General features: G+C 69.0%; 15 protein-coding genes. 9 read left to right on the top strand and 6 right to left on the bottom strand.

Annotated elements, in window-relative coordinates; translation table 11 throughout:
* Positions 1-19: 19 nt before the first annotated feature.
* From VHS75_RS20610 to VHS75_RS20600, 3 genes are all read right to left on the bottom strand, one after another.
* The gene (locus VHS75_RS20610) at positions 20-2,188 is read right to left on the bottom strand and encodes a TonB-dependent siderophore receptor (RefSeq protein ID WP_329640500.1); all 2,169 of its coding nucleotides are present in this window, start codon (positions 2,186-2,188) and stop codon (positions 20-22) included.
* Between the two features lie 130 nt (positions 2,189-2,318).
* Positions 2,319-2,804, bottom strand: coding sequence for a hypothetical protein (locus VHS75_RS20605; RefSeq protein ID WP_329640499.1), 486 nt, complete (start codon positions 2,802-2,804; stop codon positions 2,319-2,321).
* A gap of 100 nt (positions 2,805-2,904) precedes the next feature.
* Complete coding sequence (locus VHS75_RS20600; protein ID WP_329640498.1) at positions 2,905-4,371, bottom strand: PLP-dependent aminotransferase family protein; 1,467 nt, start codon at positions 4,369-4,371, stop codon at positions 2,905-2,907.
* A 174-nt stretch (positions 4,372-4,545) separates the two neighbouring features.
* Between VHS75_RS20600 and VHS75_RS20595 the strand changes: the two genes are divergently transcribed.
* Genes VHS75_RS20595 through VHS75_RS20585 form a run of 3 tightly spaced genes read left to right on the top strand, consistent with a single transcriptional unit; the run spans position 4,546 to position 7,825 of the window.
* Entirely contained in the window at positions 4,546-5,199 is a 654-nt protein-coding gene (locus VHS75_RS20595) for an FMN-binding negative transcriptional regulator (protein ID WP_329640497.1), read from the top strand.
* Positions 5,199-6,575 carry an amidohydrolase family protein gene (locus VHS75_RS20590; protein WP_329640496.1) on the top strand — a complete coding sequence of 459 codons (1,377 nt, stop codon included), beginning with the start codon at positions 5,199-5,201 and terminating at the stop codon, positions 6,573-6,575. The genes VHS75_RS20595 and VHS75_RS20590 overlap by 1 nt, the downstream gene beginning before the upstream one ends.
* Positions 6,572-7,825 (top strand): amidohydrolase family protein, encoded by a 1,254-nt coding sequence (locus VHS75_RS20585; RefSeq protein WP_329640495.1) that lies wholly within the window; start codon positions 6,572-6,574, stop codon positions 7,823-7,825. Before VHS75_RS20590 ends, VHS75_RS20585 begins: the two co-directional genes overlap by 4 nt.
* 128 nt (positions 7,826-7,953) lie before the next feature.
* Here the strand turns inward: VHS75_RS20585 and VHS75_RS20580 are convergent, their stop codons facing one another.
* Positions 7,954-9,609, bottom strand: a complete 1,656-nt coding sequence (locus tag VHS75_RS20580; RefSeq protein ID WP_329640494.1) for a hypothetical protein — start codon at positions 9,607-9,609, stop codon at positions 7,954-7,956.
* Positions 9,610-9,732: 123 nt separating this feature from the next.
* Between VHS75_RS20580 and VHS75_RS20575 the strand changes: the two genes are divergently transcribed.
* Positions 9,733-10,551, top strand: a complete 819-nt coding sequence (locus tag VHS75_RS20575; RefSeq protein WP_329640493.1) for a hypothetical protein — start codon at positions 9,733-9,735, stop codon at positions 10,549-10,551.
* A 17-nt stretch (positions 10,552-10,568) separates the two neighbouring features.
* Here VHS75_RS20575 and VHS75_RS20570 read toward each other — a convergent pair whose 3' ends face one another.
* Positions 10,569-11,501 carry a GntR family transcriptional regulator gene (locus VHS75_RS20570; protein WP_329640492.1) on the bottom strand — a complete coding sequence of 311 codons (933 nt, stop codon included), beginning with the start codon at positions 11,499-11,501 and terminating at the stop codon, positions 10,569-10,571.
* A 195-nt stretch (positions 11,502-11,696) separates the two neighbouring features.
* Here VHS75_RS20570 and VHS75_RS20565 point away from each other — a divergent pair, with 195 nt between their 5' ends.
* The 5 genes from VHS75_RS20565 to VHS75_RS20545 all read left to right on the top strand — a co-directional run bounded on the left by VHS75_RS20565 (position 11,697) and on the right by VHS75_RS20545 (position 18,388).
* Positions 11,697-13,289, top strand: a complete 1,593-nt coding sequence (locus VHS75_RS20565) for an ABC transporter substrate-binding protein (RefSeq protein ID WP_329640491.1) — start codon at positions 11,697-11,699, stop codon at positions 13,287-13,289.
* On the top strand, positions 13,289-14,233 hold the full coding sequence (locus tag VHS75_RS20560) for an ABC transporter permease (protein WP_329640490.1): 945 nt from the start codon (positions 13,289-13,291) through the stop codon (positions 14,231-14,233). Before VHS75_RS20565 ends, VHS75_RS20560 begins: the two co-directional genes overlap by 1 nt.
* Positions 14,233-15,042, top strand: coding sequence for an ABC transporter permease (locus VHS75_RS20555; protein WP_329640489.1), 810 nt, complete (start codon positions 14,233-14,235; stop codon positions 15,040-15,042). Before VHS75_RS20560 ends, VHS75_RS20555 begins: the two co-directional genes overlap by 1 nt.
* A complete protein-coding gene (locus tag VHS75_RS20550; RefSeq protein WP_329640488.1) occupies positions 15,039-16,673 on the top strand; it encodes an ABC transporter ATP-binding protein in 1,635 nt (544 codons plus the stop codon). The genes VHS75_RS20555 and VHS75_RS20550 overlap by 4 nt, the downstream gene beginning before the upstream one ends.
* Before the next feature lie 260 nt (positions 16,674-16,933).
* Positions 16,934-18,388, top strand: coding sequence for a serine hydrolase (locus VHS75_RS20545; protein WP_329640487.1), 1,455 nt, complete (start codon positions 16,934-16,936; stop codon positions 18,386-18,388).
* Positions 18,389-18,585: 197 nt separating this feature from the next.
* On the opposite strand, the gene VHS75_RS20540 is transcribed toward VHS75_RS20545, so the two are convergent.
* Entirely contained in the window at positions 18,586-20,757 is a 2,172-nt protein-coding gene (locus VHS75_RS20540; RefSeq protein WP_329640486.1) for a TonB-dependent receptor, read from the bottom strand.
* Between the last annotated feature and the right edge of the window lie 176 nt (positions 20,758-20,933).

Below are 20,933 nucleotides of genomic sequence, written 5' to 3'. Positions count from 1 at the left end.
GCCGATCGCGCGCCTCGCCCTAGTATTCAAAGGTGATCGAGGCCTTGGCCGTCCTGGGCTCGCCCTGCACCAGATAACCGCCGAAGGCGGATTCCCAGTAGGCCTTGTTGGCGATGTTCTCGAGGCTGGCGCGGAAGGTCACCGGGTGTTTGTCGATGACGGCGACGTAGCGGGCGCCGATGTCGAAACGGTTCCAGCTGGGCGCCCTCTGGGTGTTGCCGACGTCGAGGTACTGCTCGCCGGTCGACAGCCACCGCGCTGTGAATACCGCCCCGCGAAGGCTGGGCGGGATGATCTCGACCCCGAGGTTCGCCTGGTAGTCCGGGACCCCGATGACCTTCTTGCCGTTGTTGGTCCCGTTCGCGGTGGCGGTCAGCTTGGCGTCATTGAAGGTCAGGCCGCCGATCAGCCGCAGCCAGTCGGTGGGCTCGCCGTTAAGGCCGAGCTCGATGCCCTTGTTCTCCTGTTCGCCGAACACTCCGAACTGGGTGAGGGTGTTGCTGCCCGCTACCGGGATCGCAAACGCGCTCGGCAGCTTCATCTGGTAGGCGGCGATCGTCGCAGTCAGGCCGTGGTAGACCCACTTGGCGCCGACCTCGTACTGCCGGACCACATAGGGCGCGAACACCTCGCCGGGGTTGACGGTGGTGGCGTTCACCGGCGCGACCGCGCCCTGCACCAGCTCCTCGGAGCGGTTGGCGTAGAGTGACACATTGTCCAGCGGCTTGACGATCAGGCCCACGATCGGCGTGACCTTCGAGGCGTCGTATTCCGTAGTCTGCGCCAGGGTGGCGCGGCTGAAGCTCTTCACGGTGATGTCCTGGTCGCGCACGCCGACGGTCAGCAGCACCTTGTCTTGGAGGATGCCCAGCGTGTCCGAGGCGAAGCTGCTGGCGAAGACGGTGCGCGCGACCAGGGGCGGGGCGGTCAGACTGCCGCCGGAGCTTGGCAGGGTGGAGTTGGTTGGGCGCGCTACCTGTGGGGTGTTGTAGAGGTTGTCGAAGAAGCTTGTGGACGACGCGGCGATCGCGGCGGGGAAGCTGCCGAAGCTGAACGAGTTGAAGTTCTGCAGGCGCACGCCCGAGCCGCCCGCGTTGACGGCGTTGGTGACCGGACCCAGGTCGAAGCGCCAGCGCACGCCGACCAGGCCGCTTTCGTTGCGGTCCTGCCGCGGCACGAACAGGCGCGAGCCGGTGGCTGCGCCGGTCGTGGCGTTGGTGACGGTGAGGGTGGAATAGTCGCCCTCCTCGTGGCCGCGGCGCGCGCCGAAGGCGGCGTAGAAGTTCAGGTCCTTGTTCACTTCGAACTCGACACGGCCGACGCCGAACACGTCGCGCAACGAGGTGAAGCTCCAGGGTTGGCCGTAGTTGTCGGACGGATCGGGCGCTGACGGCACCGCGACGCCTGGCGACAGCCGAATCTCCGGCCGCGGGCGGCCGAAGTGCTGCTGCTCGTAGCCGAGATCGAAGTAAGCCTTCACCGGACCGTGCCGCCAATCCAGGTCGACGCTGTCGGCGGCGACCTCGCGGTCCTCGTCGTGGATCGCGGCGGTCCCGGTCCGGTAGACGGAGTTGAAGCGGGCCCCGAATTCCTTGTCCGACCCGAACCGGTCGCCCAGGTCGATCGCGCCGCCGAAGATGCTGTCCTGGATATAGCTGGCGGTCGCCCGCAACAGCTGGCCGGTCGCCCGTTTCGGCTGCAGGTCGATGGCGCCGCCGATCGAGCCGCTCGGGGCCGCGCCGTAGACGAAGGCGCTGGCGCCGTTCAGCACCTGGACGTTCTCGAACAACTCTGGTGAGATCAGCTGCCGCGGCAGGACGCCATAGAGACCGTCGAGGGCCACGTCGTCGCCGTTCACAACGAAGCCGCGGATCACATAGAGTTCCGACTGGTTGCCGGACCCGTAGGTCACCCGCACCGAGGGATCGTTCTCCAGCACTGCGCCGATGGTCTCGGACTGCTGGTCGAGGATCAGCTTGGAGGTGAAGCTGGTGACGTTGAACGGAATCGAGAGGGCATCCTGCGTGCCCAGGACGCCGACCGCGCCGCTGCTCTCCACCTGCTTGCGCTGCTGTTGGGCGGTGACGATCACCTCGTCGACCTTGGTCGTCGCGTCTGCCGCATCCGCCGCCGCGGCCGCGCCGCTGCTCAGGGCCGTGGCGAGCGCCAGCAAGCTCACGGTAGTCATCGATATCCGTCGCATAAGGTCCCCCTTTTTATCCCCGTGGGTATTCCGTTCCCTGAGCGTCGGCCAAACAACAGGACCTGAAAACGTCCAAGAATCGTCAGATCGAGGGGTCCAAGCTCTGCCGGGCGGTTCAGGGCTTTGGCGGCGCCGGATGCTCTGCGCGCCAGGCGTCCAGCTTCGCCAGCCATTGGACAGCGGTGATCGGGCCATAGGTCTTGGTGTCGGTGTGGGACGCGATCAGTTCGCGGATTGCGACGAAAAAGGCAGGCCCCGACTCCACGCCGAGCGCCTTGCGCTTGGCCGCCATCGCCGCCTCCTGCGCCGGTGTGAGCGGCGTGGTCCGGTGAGGTTTGAGGATCAGCACGTCCCAGTCCGCGCCGTCCTGATGGACATAGACCTGATTGGGCGGAAGGCCGCCGGCCTTCGTCACGTCGTCATCGCGCGCGACGCGGCGTAAGAAGGCCTCCTGCTTGCCCGGCGCCAGCTTGTAGATCTCGAAGGTCGCTTCGGGCCATGGCGCATCCGTGGCGGGCGGCGGGGATGCCGGGGCTTGGGCCAGGGCCGGCGTGGCCGCGATCAGCGCGCCCGCGCACAGCAGGATCAGATGTCGGCGCATGGATGTCCCCAGTCACGGCCCCAATCCGGGCCTCCGGCGATGAGTGTCATCGTCATGCGCCGGTCATGAACCGCCAAGGCGGGAATCCCGAGGGGTCCAGTCAGTCGAGCGCGGACTTCAGGGCGCGGATTGCGGCGCGCGCCTCGCCGGGGTTGAGGCTGGCGAAGCCGACGCGCAGGCCGCGCGGGGCATCGTCCCGGGCCATGAAGGACCGCGAGGTGGCGAACCGCAAGCCGAGCCCCGGCGCCTGGGCTTCGATCTTGTCGAGGTCCGCGACCCGGTGGAAGCGCAGCCAGAAGGCCAGGCCGCCGTCCGGGATGCTGTAGTCGACGACCTCGCCCAAGGTCTCGGCGAGGGCCTCGGCGAACTGGCTGCGGCGCGCGGCGTAGACGTTACGGACCTTGCGCGCGTGCCGGCGCAACTCGCCGTTCTCCATCAGCTCGGCTGCGGCGTCCTCGGTGAGCGTGTTGCCCATGCCGTCCACGAGGGAGACGATGTGGGCGAGCGCCTCGATCACCGCGACCGGGGCGGCGACGTAGCCGATCCGCAAGGCGGGCAGCGCCAGCTTCGAGAGCGATCCGGCGTAGATCACATGTTCCGGCGCATAGGCCGCCATCGGCAGCAACGGCTGGCCGCCGAAGTGGAACTCGTGGTCGTAGTCGTCCTCGATGATCGCGAAGCCGAATTGGCGCGCCAGCTCCAGGAGGCGAAGGCGGCGCTCTGGCCGTAACGCCACCGTCGTCGGGAATTGATGGTGCGGCGTGACGAAGACCGCCTTCACGGCGTGCCGGCGGCAGACCGCCTCCACCGCGTCGACGTCAATGCCGTCGGCGTCCAGGCCTACCGGGGCGATCTTCGCGCCCCGGGCGCGGAAGGCCGCCACCGCCGGCTCATAGGTCAGTTCCTCGACGACCGCGGTGTCCCCAGGGTTCAGCAGCACCTGGCTCGCGAGGAAGATGCTGTGCTGGCTGCCGCGGGTGATGCAGACGTTTTCGGTCCGGACGTTGAGGCCGCGCTGACTGCGCAGCATGGCCGCAACGCTGTCCCGCAGGGCCGGCGAACCGCGGGGGTCGCGATATTGCAGGCGGTTGTCGCTGGACGCCTTCAGCGCCGAGGCGCGGTAGGCGCGCGCCAGGGGATCTGCCGGGAACAGGCGCCCGTCCGGGGCGCCCTCGTCGAGCTTCAGCCCGGGGCCTGAGGGCAGGGCGAGGGGCCGCGCCGGCGGCGGCGCGAACCAGTATTGCGCCTCGCTTTCCGCCGGGTGGGCCGCTTTGGGCGTGCGGGCGTTGCGCACCGGTTCGGGCAGGGAGGAGGAGACGATGGTCCCACGGGTGCCGGCCGAGTCCAGCCAGCCCTGGGCGATGAGGTCCTCATAGGCCAGGACCACGGTCTTGCGGTTGACGCCGAGCGCGGTCGCCAGGTCGCGGCTGCTGGGCAGGAACTCGCCCGACTTCAGCCGGCCCCGTTCGATGTCGCGGATCAGCGCCTGGATGATCTGCAGGTAGACCGGCGTCGCTGAGGCAGCATCGAGCCGTTCGCTGAGACTGACCTGCCAGGGACGTAGCATTGGTCCCGCTGAGGGCTCCTGCGTGAGATGTTCTGAGGTCCAGCCTACACCCGGTTGGCTACACTGCAACGTGGTCGATTGGACCCATCGGAATCTCAGGCTTGGCGCTTGCGGCGCCGCGACCCGCGGTTGAAACAGACAAGGAGGTTTGGCGCCCCGCGCCAAGGAGGGTCCTTGTCCGCAGCATCCGAGGATCGCCGCACGGCGGAACGTGCGGGCGAGGCGCGTGCGGCGCCCTTCGAGCAGTTCGGTCCCGCGGATGTGCGCGACTTGATCGCCGAGTATCCGCTGGCCTCGCTCGGCGTCCGGGCGGGCTCCGAGGCGCCAGCGAGTCTGTTGCCGCTGCTCGGCGACTACGACGCGGCGGGTCGGCTGGTGGAATTGGTCGGCCATATGGCGCGCCGCAATCCGCTTCGCGCCGCGCTCGAGGCCGACCCAGGCGCCTGGATTCAAGTCCAGGGGCCGCAAGGATACATCTCTCCTGAACAAGCGGGGCGCCGCGACTGGGCGCCGACCTGGAACTATGCACAGCTATGGATCGAGGCGCAAGTGACCTTCACGCCGGAGGAGACCGGCGCGGCGGTGCGGCGGCTGGTGGAGACGATGGAGGCAGCGCGGGCGGCGCCCTGGAGCGTCGAGGAGCTCGGCCGTCGATACACGGTGATGGAGGGCCAGATCATCGGCTTCCGCGCCCGCGTCACCCGCGTCCACGGACGCTTCAAGCTGGCGCAGGACGAGGCGCCGGAGATCGCACGAGCGATCATCGCGGCGACCCGTGACCCCGGCCTGGGGCGCTGGATGACGCGCTTCAACGCGGACCGTCTGTGATGGGCCTGCGCGCCGCCGCCTCAGCCTTGGGCCTGGGCGCTGTGCTCGCGACCTCGGCCCAGGCCGCGCCGCAGCCGCCGTGGCTCGCCGATCCCTTCCCGAGCACCTATCGCGCCCCAACCGCGCCGGACCTGCTGGTCCGCGGCGCCACCGTGCTCGACGGCGCGGGCCACCGGCTGGAAGGCGCTGACGTCCTGACCCATGCCGGCAAGATCGTGGCCGTCGGCAAGGGCTTGCGCCTGCCGACGGGCGGCCGCGAGGTGGATGCTCGCGGGCGCTGGGTGACGCCCGGCGTCATCGACATCCACACCCACGACGGCGTCTACGTCCTGCCGCTGACCGACATCGATCACGACTCCGGGGACGTGGCCGAACTCAGCGATCCGAATGCGGCCGACACACGCGTCGAGAACGCGGTCAACCCGCAGGACGTGGCGTTCTCGCGGGCGCTGGAGCACGGGGTGACGACGGTGCAGATCCTGCCCGGCTCCAGCCCGATCTTCTCGGGCCGTTCGGTGATGGTGCACCCGATCCGCGCCAACACGGTGGCGGAGATGAAGCTGCCGAACGCGCCCCAAGGCTTCAAGATGGCCTGCGGCGAGAACCCCAAGGAAGAGGACGCCGCAACCCACCGCGGGCCCACCAGCCGGCAAGGCGAGGTGGCCTTCATCCGCAGCGCCTTCCTCGACGCCCAGGACTACCGCCGCGACTGGGACGCCTACGCCGCCGGCAAGGGGCCCGCGCCGAAGCGCGACCTGAAGCGCGAAACCCTGGCGGGCGTCCTGGCCGGCGACGTGCACATCCACATGCACTGCTATCGCGCCGACGACATGGCCACGATGCTGTCAGTGGCCCGCGAGTTCGGCTTCCATGTCGCGGCGTTCCACCACGCCGTGGAGGCCTACAAGATTCCGCAGCTCTTCAGGGCCGAAGGCGTGTGCGCCGCGGTCTGGGGCGGCTGGTGGGGCTACAAGATGGAAGCGCTCGACGCGATCCGCGCCACCGCCGGCCTGCTGGATGAAGAGGGCGTCTGCGTCACCATGCACTCCGACTCGCCGGCCGAAGGTCAGCGGCTAAATCTCGAAGCCGCCAAGGCCGCCGGCGCGGCGCGCCGCATCGGCGTGGTCGTTCCGCCGGAGCGGATGATCCGCTGGATCACCGCAAATCCCGCCAAGGCGCTGGGGCTGGGCGACCGGATCGGCACGCTGGCCGACGGCTATGACGCCGACCTCGTGCTTTGGTCGGCTGATCCGTTCAGCGTCTACGCCAAGGCCGATCTGGTGGTGATCGACGGGGCGGTGGCGTTCGACCGCGCCCACCCGCCGGCCGCGCCCGCCTCCGACTTCGTGCTGGGCCGAAAGGCGATGCAGCCATGAAGCCGGCGCTTGCCCTCCTGGCCGCCTTGACGCTGGCTGCCGTGGCGTTCGCCGCCCAGGCCCAGCCGCTCGCCATCGTCCACGCGCGGGCTTGGACCGGACAGGGCGGCGAACCTGTCGCCGACGCCACGATCGTCACCGACCGCGGCAAGATCGTCTCGGTGACGGCGCATGGCGTGGCGCCGGCCGGGGCGACTCTGATCGACGCCCAGGGCCATCCCGTGACCGCGGGCCTGGTCAACGGCGCCAGCCAGCTCGGCCTGACCGAGATCACCTCGGCGCGCGACACGCGCGACCTGGCGGCTGCCGGGGACACCGTCGGCGCGGCCTTCGACGTGACCTTGGGTCTCAATCCCAACGCGGCCTTGATCGACCTCGCCCGCGCCGATGGCGTCACCCGCGCCCTCAGCTTCCCGGCGGCGTCCGGCGTGGCGCCATTTTCCGGGCTCGCGGCGACGTTGCGCCTGCGCGACGGACCCGACGTCATCGACCGCGCCCGGGTGGCGCTCTTCGTGACCATCGGCGGCAGCGCCTGGCCGCGCGCAGCGGGCTCGCGCGGCGCCCAGTGGGAACTCCTGCGGGCGGCGCTCGATGACGCGAAGGCCCCGGCCCCGGCTGCGCCCCGCCCAGCCCTGCGGGAGGCGCAGACCGCCGCCCTGCGCGATGTGCTCGCGGGCCGCATCCCTTTGGCGATCGTCACCCAGCGCGAGTCCGACGTCCGCCAGGCGGTCCGGCTGGCGACGGACTACGCTATCCGCGTCGTGGTCGTGGGCGGCGGCGAGGCGTGGCGCGCGGCGCCGGAGCTGGCGGCGGCGCATGTCCCCGTGGTGCTCGATCCCGACGCCAACCTTCCCTACAGCTTCGATGAGCTGGGCGACCGCCAGACCAATGCGGTGATCCTCGCCAAGGCGGGCGTGACCGTGGCGTTCGGCCTGGCCGGCGGGCGGCTCGAGCAGAACTACAACGCCGGCCTGGCGCTGCGTGAGGCGGCCGGCGTGGCCGTCTCCAACGGCCTGCCGTACGACGAGGCGCTGAAGGCGGTGACTGTCAACCCAATCGCCATCTGGCGCCGGGGCGAGGCCGCCGGACTGATCGCGCCGGGGCAGGACGCCGACCTCGTGGTCTGGGACGGCGACCCGTTCGAGCCCATGACCAACGCCCAGGCGGTGATCGTCGAGGGCAAGCCGGTGTCCCTGACGACGCGGATGGATACGCTGGCGCGCCGCTACCAGCCGGAGGAAAGGAAATGAAGAGCCGGCGCCTGCGCCGGGCGTTCGCCGCCCTGTCGTTCGCTGCGCCAATGATCGTCTTTGGGCCTGCCCAGGCCGCCGACCACGCCCGCCTGCAGCCGCCGCCGGGCCAGAGCCTGAGGCGTGCGCTACGGCCGAGAGGCATCACCGGTCGCGCGGCCCAGCTTGGAGGGGTCGGAAGAAGCCTCCCAAAGATCCGGCGTCGTGGCCACTAGGTCCTTGGCGGTTCGCCAAGCCTGACCGCCCGGGATGACCTTACGGCCCAGGGCCACCGCTTGCGCGAAGGCGACCATGCGCTCGCCGACCCGCGCCTGTTCGGGCGCCGGCCAAGTTTCGAAAGGATGGGGGCCGCGGACCACCACCAGCTCCTTTGGGCCACTCACCCGGTCGTAGGCGTCGATCGCGCCCTCCAGGCTCTCGGCGTAGTCCCAAACCCCGCGCCCGATGAACAGCGCCGGCCAGGTGTGCGCGCTGGCGAGGATGCCCGACGACGGGAAGAACACGATGTGCCCAGCGAGCTCGGTGCCGCCTTCGAACAGTGCGCGGTCGATGTCCTCCTCGTCTGTGGGGTCGGTGACGTATCCTGGCCCCGCGGTGAAGTCGGCCAGCATCATGGCGCCCTTGATCTGCGGCAGGCGGACCGGCGGGCCGCAGGTGACCGCCTCGGCGTCGTATTCGCAGGTCCGGTCGAAGTTGCGCATCATCGCGAAGCCGGTGGCCATCGTGCCGCGGGAATTGCCGCCCAGGATCATCGGCATGGCGCCGGGGCGCACGCCGTCGCGCAGGGCTTCGGCCGCCGCCAGGCCCGCAAGGGTTCGGCCTGCGGGGGTCAGGACCCGCATGCCCTCGCCGGACTGAAGGGCGGTCACCACATGAAGGATGTCGCGGCCCTGCTGCAGGGTGTTGGTGTCGCTGTAGCCGCCCGACAGTCCGACGCCGCGCCGGTCGTAGCTCAGCACGTCGAAGCCGGCGGCGTTCAGCGTATAGAGGTAGCGCCGCCATCCCGCCTGGCCCATCGCCCCCGTCGTGTCGCTCGGGAAACGATTGAGTACGGCCGCGCCGGTCGCAGGGTCCAGGTGGTAGAGGCGGTCACCCGGATCCTGGATTCCCGTCAGCCGGCCGCCGCCGCCGTTGCTCATCAGGATCAGGGCGCGAACCTTGTGGCCGGCGCCGTCGTCCACTCCGGTGCCACGAAGATACCAGCCCCGCAGCTTGATGGTTCCAGTCATGTGCCGGATCAGCCGCTCGTAGGGCTCCACCTCTGCGGTGAACTCGACCACAAAGGTCTGGCCGTCGGCGGCCGCGATCGGCTCCCGATAGGGCGCGGCGGCGAAGAAGGCCGGCCGGCGCACGGTGGCGAGATCCGCCACCGGGTTGTCGGCGTCGATCTTGCCAAGCAGATACCGCGCCCGCTCGGACAACGGCCTGTGCTCCCGGTTCGGCGGCAGGCGCGCGGCGATGTGCGGTTCCAGACGCGCGTCGCAGGCGGCGTCGGCCTTACAGGCGAGCCACCGTTCGCGGAGCTTCGCGTCGGTGAACTCGTCGACGTAAAAGTCGCCCTTGAAGCCTGGCGGCGGCTTAGCGGCGGTGAGCGCGACCGGCACGCACACCTCGCCTGGACCCTGCTTCCGGGGAATCCGATAGCCCGGAATCTCGGCGTTGAGATCGTAGCCTACGTGGGCGCGGCAGTCGGTCGGCGGCATCGGCCGTCCGCCGGCGGCGCCGGCCCCGGTCCACAGCGCCGCAACCGCCAAGCCCAAAGTCATCGCGCCGAAGATGTTCATCGCCCATGGTCTCCAAGGTCGCGTTCAACCGAACGGGCGCAGCGCGACGCTGGAGCTAAGATTGTTTTTATTGAATGTACAATACCGTTTCGATAGACCGAAGGGAGCTTGACGGAGGCGACCATGGCGCAAGGACGCGCGATCGAGGCTCAGGCGCCTGGCGTCAGCCGCCGGGGTGTGGCGGCCGGCCTGCTCGCCGCGCCCTTGGCCGCATCCCCGCTCGCGGCCGCCGCGGCGGCCTTGCCGTTGGTCGGCGGGCCGCGGCAGGTCCTGATCAGCTACCGATGCGACGCCGCCCGGCGACCTGCCTTCCGCCGCTACATGGCGGGCGAACACTTGCGCCGCCTGGGCGCGTTGAAGGCCCAAGGCGCCCTCAACGAATATCAGGTGCTGTTCAACCCCTATGCGGAACTGGGCGCCTGGGACGCCATGATGGTCCTGGACTTCAAGCGCTTCGCCGACACTGCGCGCTGGACCGAGATCGAACGGACCTCGCCGGGCGGCTTGACCCCGGCGGGGCTGGCGCTGGCCCGCCCGCTGCAGACCTACAGCGTTGATCTGGCGTGGACGGCCACGGCCCCGGACCCTGGGCCACCGGCCGACCGGGTCTTCTATGCGATCCCCTACAGCTACGCCGCGCTGGGAACCTACAAGCAGTACGTCGACGACTACGTCATCCCGCAGGTCACCGGCTGGATCGCCGAGGGCGTGCTGAGCCGCTATCGAATCTACCTGAACCGCTACCCGGTCGGGGATCCCTGGGATTCCCTGTTCCTCTACGACTATCGCAATCTGGAAGCCTTTGGCCGGCGGGACGAGGTGGTGGCGCGGGTGCGCAAGCCGCTCGAGGCAATTCCGGCCTGGCAGCACCTCAATGAGATCAAGGGCGCACTCCGGACGGAGTCGGAAAACACCATCGCCGAGCTTCTCGGCGGCGGGTGAGGCCTGCGGCCTCGGGGTCAGGCCGCGAAGGACTTGCCGCGCTTTGGGCTGCGGGCGCGTTTTGAACTGGTCAGGTGGCCGCGCATCAGTTCGGCTGCCGTGTCGCGGTCGCCGGCTTCCAGGGCGTCCAGGATAGCCATGTGCTCGGTAATCGACGACTGCACGCGTTCGACGCCGTAGTCCCAGTGGTAGTTGAGGAAGCTGCGGAGCTGGTTCTGCCGCTGCACCGCGCCCAGCATGTAGCGATTGCCCGAGCAGCGCGCGAGCTGCTCGTGGAAATCGGAATTCATCTCGAAGAACTCCACCGCCAGCGTGGGCCGCCAGGGCTTGCGTTTGAAAGCTATGTGGCGCGCGCGACAGGCCTGCGCCCATGCCCGATCCAGCTCGAACCCCGGCTGCAGCAATACCGCCGGCTCCAATATTTGACGGAAGGCGTAGCTTTCGGCCTGGGCGGCGGCGGAATCGATGGAGGCGATGAATGACCAACCGTTGCCGGGCTTGCGCTCCACCAGGCCCATCTCCGACAGCTGACGCAGCACGCGGCCTACCGTGGCGAGCTTAGCGCCGAACATGCGGACGAGCTCCTGCTGGGTGCACTGCGTCGGCAGCCGGCCTAGGTTGCGCGCCTCCGCGATCGCCACGAAGAGCTGCTTGTCCTCTTCGTCCTGGATGTTGGCCGCCTCGATCTGCGGGGCGGCCTTCACCGACCCCAGGAGGACAAAGCCGCGGTTGGCGCGGGATTCGACCGCCCCCTGCTGGGCCAGCAACTTGAGCGCGCCGCGGATCGGGGTGCGCGACACTCCGAAGGCCTGGCAGAGGTCATGTTCCACAAGATGATGCCCGGGGCCGGCGCCCTGCGCCTTGAGCAGGTGCAGGATACGGCCGGCGAGCTCGGCCTGAAGGCGGCTCGGCGCGGGGGCGCCCCGCGGCGTCGATGCGCTCGCCGTCACTTGCTTTTTCCCCCGCTGCATCGCGCTGTCCGTCTCGTTCATGTCGCGGTGAATCCGTCGGCCCATCTAAGGCCGCCCATCGGAGATTTCCAATACGCTGCGCGGCGGCCCGGTCCAACCCAAACAGAACGATATTGTTTTTCTTCGATAGAAAACGCACCTTACATCGAGATGGGGAAGGGCAGGGGGTATTGGGTGGCAAAGCCGAGCCTGACCACGGTCGCCTTGGACCCGTCCCCGTTTCGGGCCGGGCTGGCGCTGGCGTTGGCCGCAGCCCTGGCCACCCCATCGGCGGCAGCTGTCGCGCCCTCCTTGCTGCGCGCCCGCCTCAACGCCGACATCCTCTCCAGCGACCCCGGCACGCGGCGCGATGAGAACACCGACGCGGTGCTGCTGCATGTGGTCGAAGGCCTGGTGGCGGTGCGCGAGGACACCTCGATCGGACCCCTGCTGGCCTCGCGCTGGACGGTCGCGCCGGACGGCAAGACCTATGTCTTCCAGCTACGGCCCGGGATCGTCTTCCACAATGGCGCGCCCTTGACGTCAGCGGATGTGGTCTGGTCGCTGAACCGCTATCTCGACCCCAAGACCCGATGGCGCTGCCTCAGTGACCTGTCGAAGGGCGGCCTCGCGGAGGTCACCGCGGTGACGGCGCACGGCCCTCTCACCGTGTCCATTTCCCTCGACCGGCCCGCGCCCCTGTTCCTCAAGACTCTGGCCCGCGCCGACTGCGGCGGAACCGGCATCCTGCAGCGGGCGTCCGTCGACCCCCACGGCGCCTGGGTCGCTCCCATCGGCACCGGTCCCTTCCGGTTCGCGGCCTGGAAGCGCAACCAGTACATCGAGTTGCGGCGGTTCGACCGTTACCAGGCGCGGCCCGGGCCGCCCGACGGGAACACCGGGGGAAAGACCGCGGCCGTGGACACGGTCCGCTTCCTGGTCATCCCGGACGGCTCCGCCGCGCGGGCGGCCTTGCTCCGTGGCGAACTGGACGTCCTCGACAACCTCAATCCGGTGGAGCTCGCCGCCCTCCGAGGCAAGTCCGGCGTCCGCATCCAGTCCGCGCCGAGCGACGACCTCTACGCCCTCCTGCTGCAGACGCGCGACCCGCTGCTCCGCGACCCTCGCTTCCGGCGCGCCCTGGCGATATCCCTCGATACGGCGGCCCTGACCCGGGCCATCACCCGGGGCGAAGGCCGTCCCGACTCCGGCCCCGTGCCGTCGCCCAGCCCGTTCTACGGTCCCGTGGAATCCGCGCCCATACGGCCCGATCTGGCGCAGGCGCGCCGCCTCCTGACGGCCTGCGGCTACCGCGGCCAGGCGATCAAGCTCGCCACCAACCAGCGCTACCCGCTGATGTTCGACTCCGCGGTCGTGATCCAGGCCATGGCCAAGCAAGCGGGGATCAACTTCGAGATCGAAACGCTCGACTGGGCCACGCAGCTCGCCCGTTACGCGGCCGGGGACTACCAGGCGATGACCTTCGGTTATTCCGCGCGCCTCGATCCGTCGCTGACCTTCGCCTCCCTGATCGGCGACAAGGCCAAGGATCCCCGCAAGGTCTGGGACACGCCGGCCGCCAGGCGCCTGCTCGACCGCTCGATGGCCGAGGCCGATCCCGTCCGGCGGCAAGCCGTGTTCGACGACCTGACCCGCGCCTGGCGGCAGGACACGCCTTCGGTCGTGTTGTTCAACTCTGGGCGGATCACCGCGCTACGCAGCACAGTGAGCGGCTACAGATCCTGGCCGGCGCAGCAACAGCGCCTTTGGGGCGTGGCGGTCAACTGATGCTGCCCTACCTCGCCAAGCGCCTGCTGCTGACGATCCCCACCCTCGGGCTGGTTGCGGTCATCGTCTTTGTCCTGATCCGTCTCGTTCCCGGCGATCCGGCGGTGGTGATGCTTGGCGAAGGCGCCGACAAGGCCTCGATCCTCGCCCTGCACCGCGACCTCGGGCTCGACCGCCCCTTCCCGGTGCAATTCCTGGTCTGGGTGGGCCATGCGGTGCGAGGCGACCTGGGGACGTCGATCGCCACCGGCGAACCGGTCGCGGGCCTCATCGTCGAGCGCTTCCAGCTCACCGCCGCCATCGTCCTTGTGGCCGTGGGTCTCGCGACCGCGTTGGCGATTTGCGGCGGGCTGTTGGCGGCCTGGAAACGCGACACCGCCTGGGACCTGGGCGTGGTGGGTGCGGCCACCCTGCTGCTCTCCGTGCCGAGCTTCTGGCTCGGGCTCATGCTGCTGATGGTGTTCGGCCTGCGGCTGGGGTGGTTGCCGGTGGTGGGCTACGTGCCGGCCACCGAGAACGCGCGCCTGGCCCTGCTCTTCCTGGTCCTGCCCATCGCGACGCTGACCCTGACCGAGAGCGGCGTCCTGACCCGGATGATGCGCGCCTCGGCGATCGATGTCCTGGGGCTGGACTATGTCACCCACGCCCGCGCGAAGGGCCTGTCGGAGCTGACGGTGCTGCGCCGGCACGTCTTTCCCAACGCGTTTGCGCCCACCCTGACGCTCGTGGGCCTCACCCTGGGCCATCTGCTGGGCGGGATCGCCGTGATCGAGACGGTGTTCACCCTGCCAGGCCTCGGGCGGCTGATGGTCGATGCCATCCTCGCGCGCGACTACCCTGTGGTGCAGGGCTGCCTGCTGTCCACAGGGCTGGTCTATGTGCTGATCAACCTGGCGGTCGACCTGATCTACCCGCTGTTCGATCCGCGCGTGGCGGTCGCCTGATGCGCCTGCGCCCCAACGCCCTGATCGGCGGCCTGTTGGTCGGCGCTCTGCTCGCGGTGATCGCTCTGGGCCTGGTGTGGACGCCCTACGATCCCATCGCCATCGACCTCGACCACCCCCTCGCGCCGCCCTCGTGGCGCCATTGGTTCGGGGCCGACGAATTTGGGCGTGACGTCCTGAGCCGGGCGATGGTCGGTGCCCGCATCAGCGCCTCGGTCGCGGCGGAAACCGTGGCGGTCGCCATCGGGGCGGGGACTGTCATCGGCCTTACGGCCGGCTTCCTGCGCGGCTGGCCCGACCGAGCGCTGATGATGCTCAACGACGCCATGCTGGCCTTCCCCAGCCTCCTGCTCGCCCTGGCGGTGATCGCCGTGCTCGGCGCCAGTCGCAACGGCATCGTGCTGGCGCTGACCCTCGCCTACATCCCCTCCGTGACCCGGGTGGTGCGCGGCGCCGTCCTGTCGATCCGCGAGCGCGAATTCATCGAAGCCTCCAAGGTGTCTGGCGACAGCCCGCTCTACACCATGGCCCGCCATGTCCTGCCCAACGCCTTGCCTCCCGTGTTGGTGCTCGCCACCGGCCTGTTCGGTTGGGTGGTGCTGTCTGAGAGCGCGCTGAGCTTCCTCGGCGTCGGCGTGCCACCGCCGGCCCCCACCTGGGGGAACATGCTGGCGGCGTCGCGGCCTTACATGGAGACCGCCGCCTGGCTGAGCATCGCGCCGGGCCTCTGCATCGCCGCCACCTTGCTGGGCGTGAACATGCTGGGCGACGCCTTGAGAGATTGGCTCGATCCGCGGGACGCACCATGAGCCGGGCGCTGCTTGAGGTCAAAGGCTTGCGCCTAGAGACCAACCCGCGCCGTGGCCCCTGTCGCACCGTCCTCCAGGACCTCTCGTTCACGGTCGGGGCGGGGGAATTCGTCGCCCTGGTCGGCGAGTCCGGCAGCGGCAAGACCTTGGCCGCGCGCGCCATCCTCGACCTCCTACCGTCGGGCGTGCGGCGGACGGGCGGCAGCATTCGCCTGGCGGATCGCGATCTGGCGCAGCTGGACGCCCGCGGCTTGCGCGCCGTCCGCGGCAGCGAGGTCGGCATGGTGTTCCAGGAGCCGATGGTCTCCCTGAACCCGGCGATGACCGTCGGCCGGCAATTGGCGGAAGGCCTGCAGCTGCATCGCGGTCTGGATGCCGCCGCCGTGCGCGGCCTGTGCCTACAGATGCTGGCGCGCGTGCAAATTCGCGACCCGGAGGCCTGCCTGCGCGCCTATCCCCACGAGTTCTCCGGCGGCATGCGCCAGCGGATCATGCTCGCCTCGGTCTTGTTGCTGAAGCCGAAGCTGCTGATCGCCGACGAACCGACGACGGCCCTCGACACCCTGAGCCAGCGCGAGGTGCTCGACCTGATGGTCGAGCTGGCCCGCGAGGACCAGGTGGCGACCCTGATGATCACCCACGACCTGGGGCTGGTCGCCCGCTACGCGCAGCGCATCGTGGTGCTGCAGGCCGGCCGTCTTGTCGAGACGGGCGAGACCCGTCAGGTGCTGTCCGCGCCGGCGGAGCCCTATACGCGCCAGCTCCTGGCCGCCCGACCCCGCGCGGCGCCGCGCGCCGCGGCGCCGGCGCTCGATCGGGGTCCGATGCTCCTGGCGGCCGAGAAGGTCAGCGTGGCCTATCTCGGCCGGCCGACCCTGTGGGGCCGGGCGGCGCCCCAACCGGTCGTCCGGGACGTCGACCTCAGCCTGAGCGCCGGCGAGATCCTGGCCCTGGTGGGCGCCAGCGGGTCGGGCAAGAGCACCCTGGGCCGCGCGGTGCTGGGGCTGCGGCCCTTGGCCTCGGGGGCGGTCCGCTTCGAGGGCGAGGACATCGCGGGACTGGACGTGGCGGGCCTGCGGCGGTTCCGCGCCGCCGCGCAGCTGGTCTTCCAGGATCCGTTCAGCTCGCTCGATCCGCGCCAGCGGGTCGGCGAGGTGGTGGCCGCGCCGCTGCGCCATCTGCCCGGTCTTGGCCCGCAGGCCCGCCGCGAGCGGGTCGCGGCCGTCCTGCGCGACGTGGGGCTCGAAGGCTTCGCGGACCGGTTGCCCCACCAGATGTCCGGCGGTCAGCGCCAGCGCGTGGCGATCGCGCGCGCCGTGATCTCGAGGCCGCGCCTGGTGGTGGCCGATGAGCCGGTGTCAGCCCTCGACATGACGATCCAGGCCCAGGTGCTCGACCTGCTGCGGACCCTCCAGGCCGACTACGGCTTCGCCTGCCTGTTCATCACCCACGACCTGTCGGTGGTGGCCCAGCTGGCGGACCGGATGGCGGTCATGGAAGCCGGCCGGATCGTCGAGTCGGGGTTCACCAGCGCTGTGCTCGCCGCGCCCCAGCACGCCTACACCCGCGCCTTGCTGGCAGCGACGCCGCGCCTCCCCGGCGAGCCTGCCTTGTCGGCCGCAGGCGCCTGACAGGCGCGGGTAAAGCAGACTCAAGTGTAAACTCCGGTCTGATGACCGGATTTCACCAGATGTGTAAGTTCACTGAAGAATAATTCGTACAATTGTTCGAGTCCGCGGAAGGCGATTGCCTTGCAGTTGGTTTATTGATCGAAATAATACAAAAGCATTGACGCTTTGACACGTCAATCGTATTGAAATTCTCGACGGGTTATTTTGAACGGCTCCAAACGGTGGCGGCGAAACTTCAAGGTGGTTCGGGAATGTTGCGGGTGACCGACGCCGCGTCGGCGGCGATCGGCGAGCGCTTTGGCCTGCGGTACGCGACGCCGAGCGCTGTGGGGGTCGATGGTGACGCCGTGGCGGCGTTCCTTGACGATGTCGACGCAGCCGGGCTGGACCTGCACGGCCTGATGCTCCATCGCCGCGGACGGGTGTGCGCCCAGGGGTTCAGCTGGCCCTATCGTGCGGACCGGCCGCGGGTGATGCATTCGGTCGCCAAGAGCTTCACCGCCTGCGCGGTCGGCATGGCGCTCGAAGAGGGCCGCTTCGCCCTCACCGACACGGTGGTGAGCTTCTTTCCGGAGTTCGCCCCCGCCAACGCCGGCGAGAACCTCGCGGCGATGACCGTGGAAGACCTCCTGACCATGCGTACGGGCCATGCCGAGGAGACCTCGGGCGCGGTCTGGCGCGGCATACGCACGAGCTGGATCGCCGAGTTCTTCAAGATCCCGGTCGTCCACCGTCCCGGAACCATCTACGTCTACACCAGCGCCGCGAGCTACATGCTCTCGGCGATCCTCACCAAGACCACCGGCCTGACCTTGCACGATTACCTGCGGCCGCGCCTGTTCGCACCCCTGGGCGTCCAGGGCGAGACATGGGATGTCGGCCCCGACGGCATCAACCCCGGCGGCAACGGGCTCACCTGCACCACCATCGACCTCCTGAAGCTCGGCGTCCTGATGGCCCAGGGCGGTGTCTGGGAAGGACGGCGCCTGTTGTCCGAAAGCTGGATCCGCCAGGCGACGACGGCGCACGCACCCGGCTATGGCTATCACTGGGTCGTGGGCCCGCACGGAGAATTCAGCGCGCTCGGCGTGTTCGTGCAGATGGTCATGGTGTTCCCCGAGCACGAGGCGACCCTGACGATCATCGGCGCCATCGATGGCAGCCGCCGCATCCTGCCGCTGGTGCAACAGCACTTTCCAGCGGCCTTCCGGGACGGCGCGGTTCCCGATCCCAAGGCGGGCCGCCGGCTTGCCGCGCGGCCGTTCCGGCACGCAGGCGTCGAACCCCTCAGGTCCGACGCGGCGCCCGCGAAAGAGCGTCTCGGGACACACCACTACCGCTTCGAGGCCAACCCGCAGGGCGTCACCGACCTGGTCGTCGACCTCACCGCGTCGCGCTGCCGGGTGACCGTCCGCGACGCCGCCGGCGAACACAGCATCACCTGCGGGGTGGACAGCTGGCTCGAAGGCCAGACCGACATGCCGGGTCGCGACCTGCACCACGGCTACCGCCTCAGCCCCGCCCGGGTGGTGGCCGGCGCGCGGTGGGTCACACCGGACCGCCTCGACATGAGCTGGATCTTCCTTGAGAGCGCCTTCCGCGACACGGTGGAATGCCGCTTCGACGGCGACCGGATCCGCCTGTCGCGCCGCGTCAACGTCAACTCCGGCGGCCTCACCCAGCCGGACCTCATCGGCCGCCGGACCGGGCCATAGCCCGCCACGGTCGTCGCCGGGGGTTCGAAGGCCGCGGTCAGCGGTCATCGGCGCTTCCTAGACAAAGCGCCGCCTTTGTCGGGGGGCGGGTGCTGCACGCCCTGTCCTGCGACATGGCCTGATCCCTTCGAAAGACGGAGGCGGGCCACCGGCCCGCCTCAGTTGTATCCAGAGCGGACATGGTCTTCGGACGGGGATCAGAAGGCGGTCGAGACCGAGAACTTCACCACCGAGGGCGCGCCCTCGGCGAGGAACAGCGCCCCGGTCGACGCCCAATACTTCTTGTTCCCGACGTTCTGCGCGTTGATGCGGAAGGTCGTCGGATGATCGTAGATGTTCCTGAAATAGGACGCCCCGAGGTCGACCGTGGTGTAGCCGGGGATCTGCCCCTCGTTCAGTGGATTGACGAAGCGCTTGCCCACATAGAACACGCCCGCCGTGGCGCTCAGGCCCTCCACCAGCTGGTCCAGCCGGTACTCGCCCGAAATCGAGTAGGTGGTCTTGGCGGTGTTTTCGATGTCCTTGCCGACGATGGTCGGGGTGATCGTCGTCCCCGAGATCACCGTGCCGGCGCCGGATTCCTGTTTGGCGCTGAGGAAGAGCGCGCTGGCGTAGATCGAGAAATGCCGGGTGACTTCGCCCGTGAGGCTGACCTCGGTCCCCTTGTAGCGGGCTCGTCCGTCGACCACGAAGACGTTCGCCGCGTTGGTGAAGGACGATCCCCGGTCGATGTCGAAATAGGCCGCCTGGAACAGAAGCCCCTTGTGGGGCTCGATCTTGACCCCGGCTTCCTTCTGGGTGCTGTCCGTCGGACCCAGCTGCTGGCCCGCGTTCACCGCGGTCGCCGGCGCCACCGGCGTCGACTCCAGGCCCTCGATATAGCTGGCGTAGACGCTCGCCCACTCGCGCGGCTTCAGGACGACGGCGTAGGAATACGAGGTCGGCGTGGAGTGGAACGTCGTCACGCCGGTCGTCCGGTCGGACTCAGTGTAGTCGGAATAACGGACTCCGCCCAAGACCTGCAGCCACTCGTGGAATTTGATGCGGTCGAAGGCGTAGTAGCCGATGTCGTCGATGCGGGTGTGGTCGCCGATGCGCACCCCGAACGGGGTTTCCGGCACCGGGTGCGGATTGAAGAAGTTCTGCGCGAAATTCACCTTCACTGACGTCGACGCCACTTGGTCGCGGACGTTTTGCGACGCCCCAACCAGAATCTCGTGCAGCAGCGGGCCGGTGTAGAAGGTGCCGGCCAGTTCGGCGCGGACGTTCTGGTTCAGGTACTTCTGGCCCGGCTGTAGGCCGACGGCCAGGGTCCCGTCGCCGGTCGCGAAGTTCGTCACATTGAGGGTGGTGAAGTGGCGGTCGCGCTCGGCGCGGGAACTGCCGGCGTCCACCGTCAGCGCCCAGGCGTCGCTGATCTTCCAGTTCATGTGCCCGAGGATGTTGGTTTCCTCGGCGCGATTGTATCCCCAGTTGGGACCGAAGTTCGTGGAGGGATCGAGCAACGGCGGCAGGGTGATCGCGGGGTAGGGGTTGGCGACCGTCGACTTCGGCTGGGTCAGCAGGAAGATGCCCGGCTCGTTCACGCGCTTGTAGATATGCTCCGCGTCGAGGCTGAACGTCAGATTGTCGAGCGGCTTGTAGTCGAAGGCGCCCGCCAGCAGGTTGCGGCTGCCCGCCGTGTGATCGATTCCCGAATCGACGTTGGCGTAAACCGCGTTGATGCGCCCCGCGAACTTGCCGGACACGAAGCTCGTGTCGACCGCCCCGCCGGCCGAACCATTGTCGTCACCGAAAGCCGTCGCCCGGGTCGAGTTGTCGCCGGTGGGACGCTTCATGGTCAGGTTGATGATCCCTGACGGCGCCGTGAAGCCGTAGTACAGCGCCGACGCGCCCTTCAGGGCCTCGACGCGATCCTTGTCCTCCAGTGGCAGGTCGATGATGCCGACGATCGGCAGCGAGCCGTTGAGGCGGTAGTTGCCGCGGTTCTCCACCACGATGCCGCGGATGGAGAGATTGTTGTAGACGGTGGGGCTCGTCTGGGCGCTGGTCACCCCTGGGGTGTTCTTCAGCGCATCGAGGATCGTCAGCGCCTGCTGGGACTGCAACACCTCGAGCGGAATCACATCTACGGTCAGCGGGGTGTCGATCTGCTTCGCGCCGCGGAAGCTGCCGGCCTGCACGAGATCGGCGCTGTAGCTGTCCTTGCGGTCGGCGGTGACGACGATCTCTTCCAGCTGAGGCGCGCCCGTCGCCGTTGCCGCCGGCGCGCCCGCCGCGCGGGCCGCTGGGGCCGACAGCGCGATCGCTATGGTCGCCGATGAAATGAACAGCCCGGCTTTCGCCGTGTCCGATATTTTGCGCTTCACCCTCGTTGCCCCCTCGCTCGTGCGCTGTGCCCCGTGGTCCGCGACGCGGCCGCTGCGCGCAATGAGATGAATGTATTATGACTTAAAGAAAAATTATACTGGATTCTTTCGCGTTAAAATACGAAATTTCTTGAGAGCACTTGTCCCGTCGAGATCGCCGTCGATACCAACCGCAT

Origin of the sequence: Phenylobacterium sp. (assembly GCF_036264965.1) — a bacterium.
Taxonomy (GTDB): domain Bacteria; phylum Pseudomonadota; class Alphaproteobacteria; order Caulobacterales; family Caulobacteraceae; genus Phenylobacterium.
This window is presented reverse-complemented; position numbering and strand designations above follow the sequence as displayed.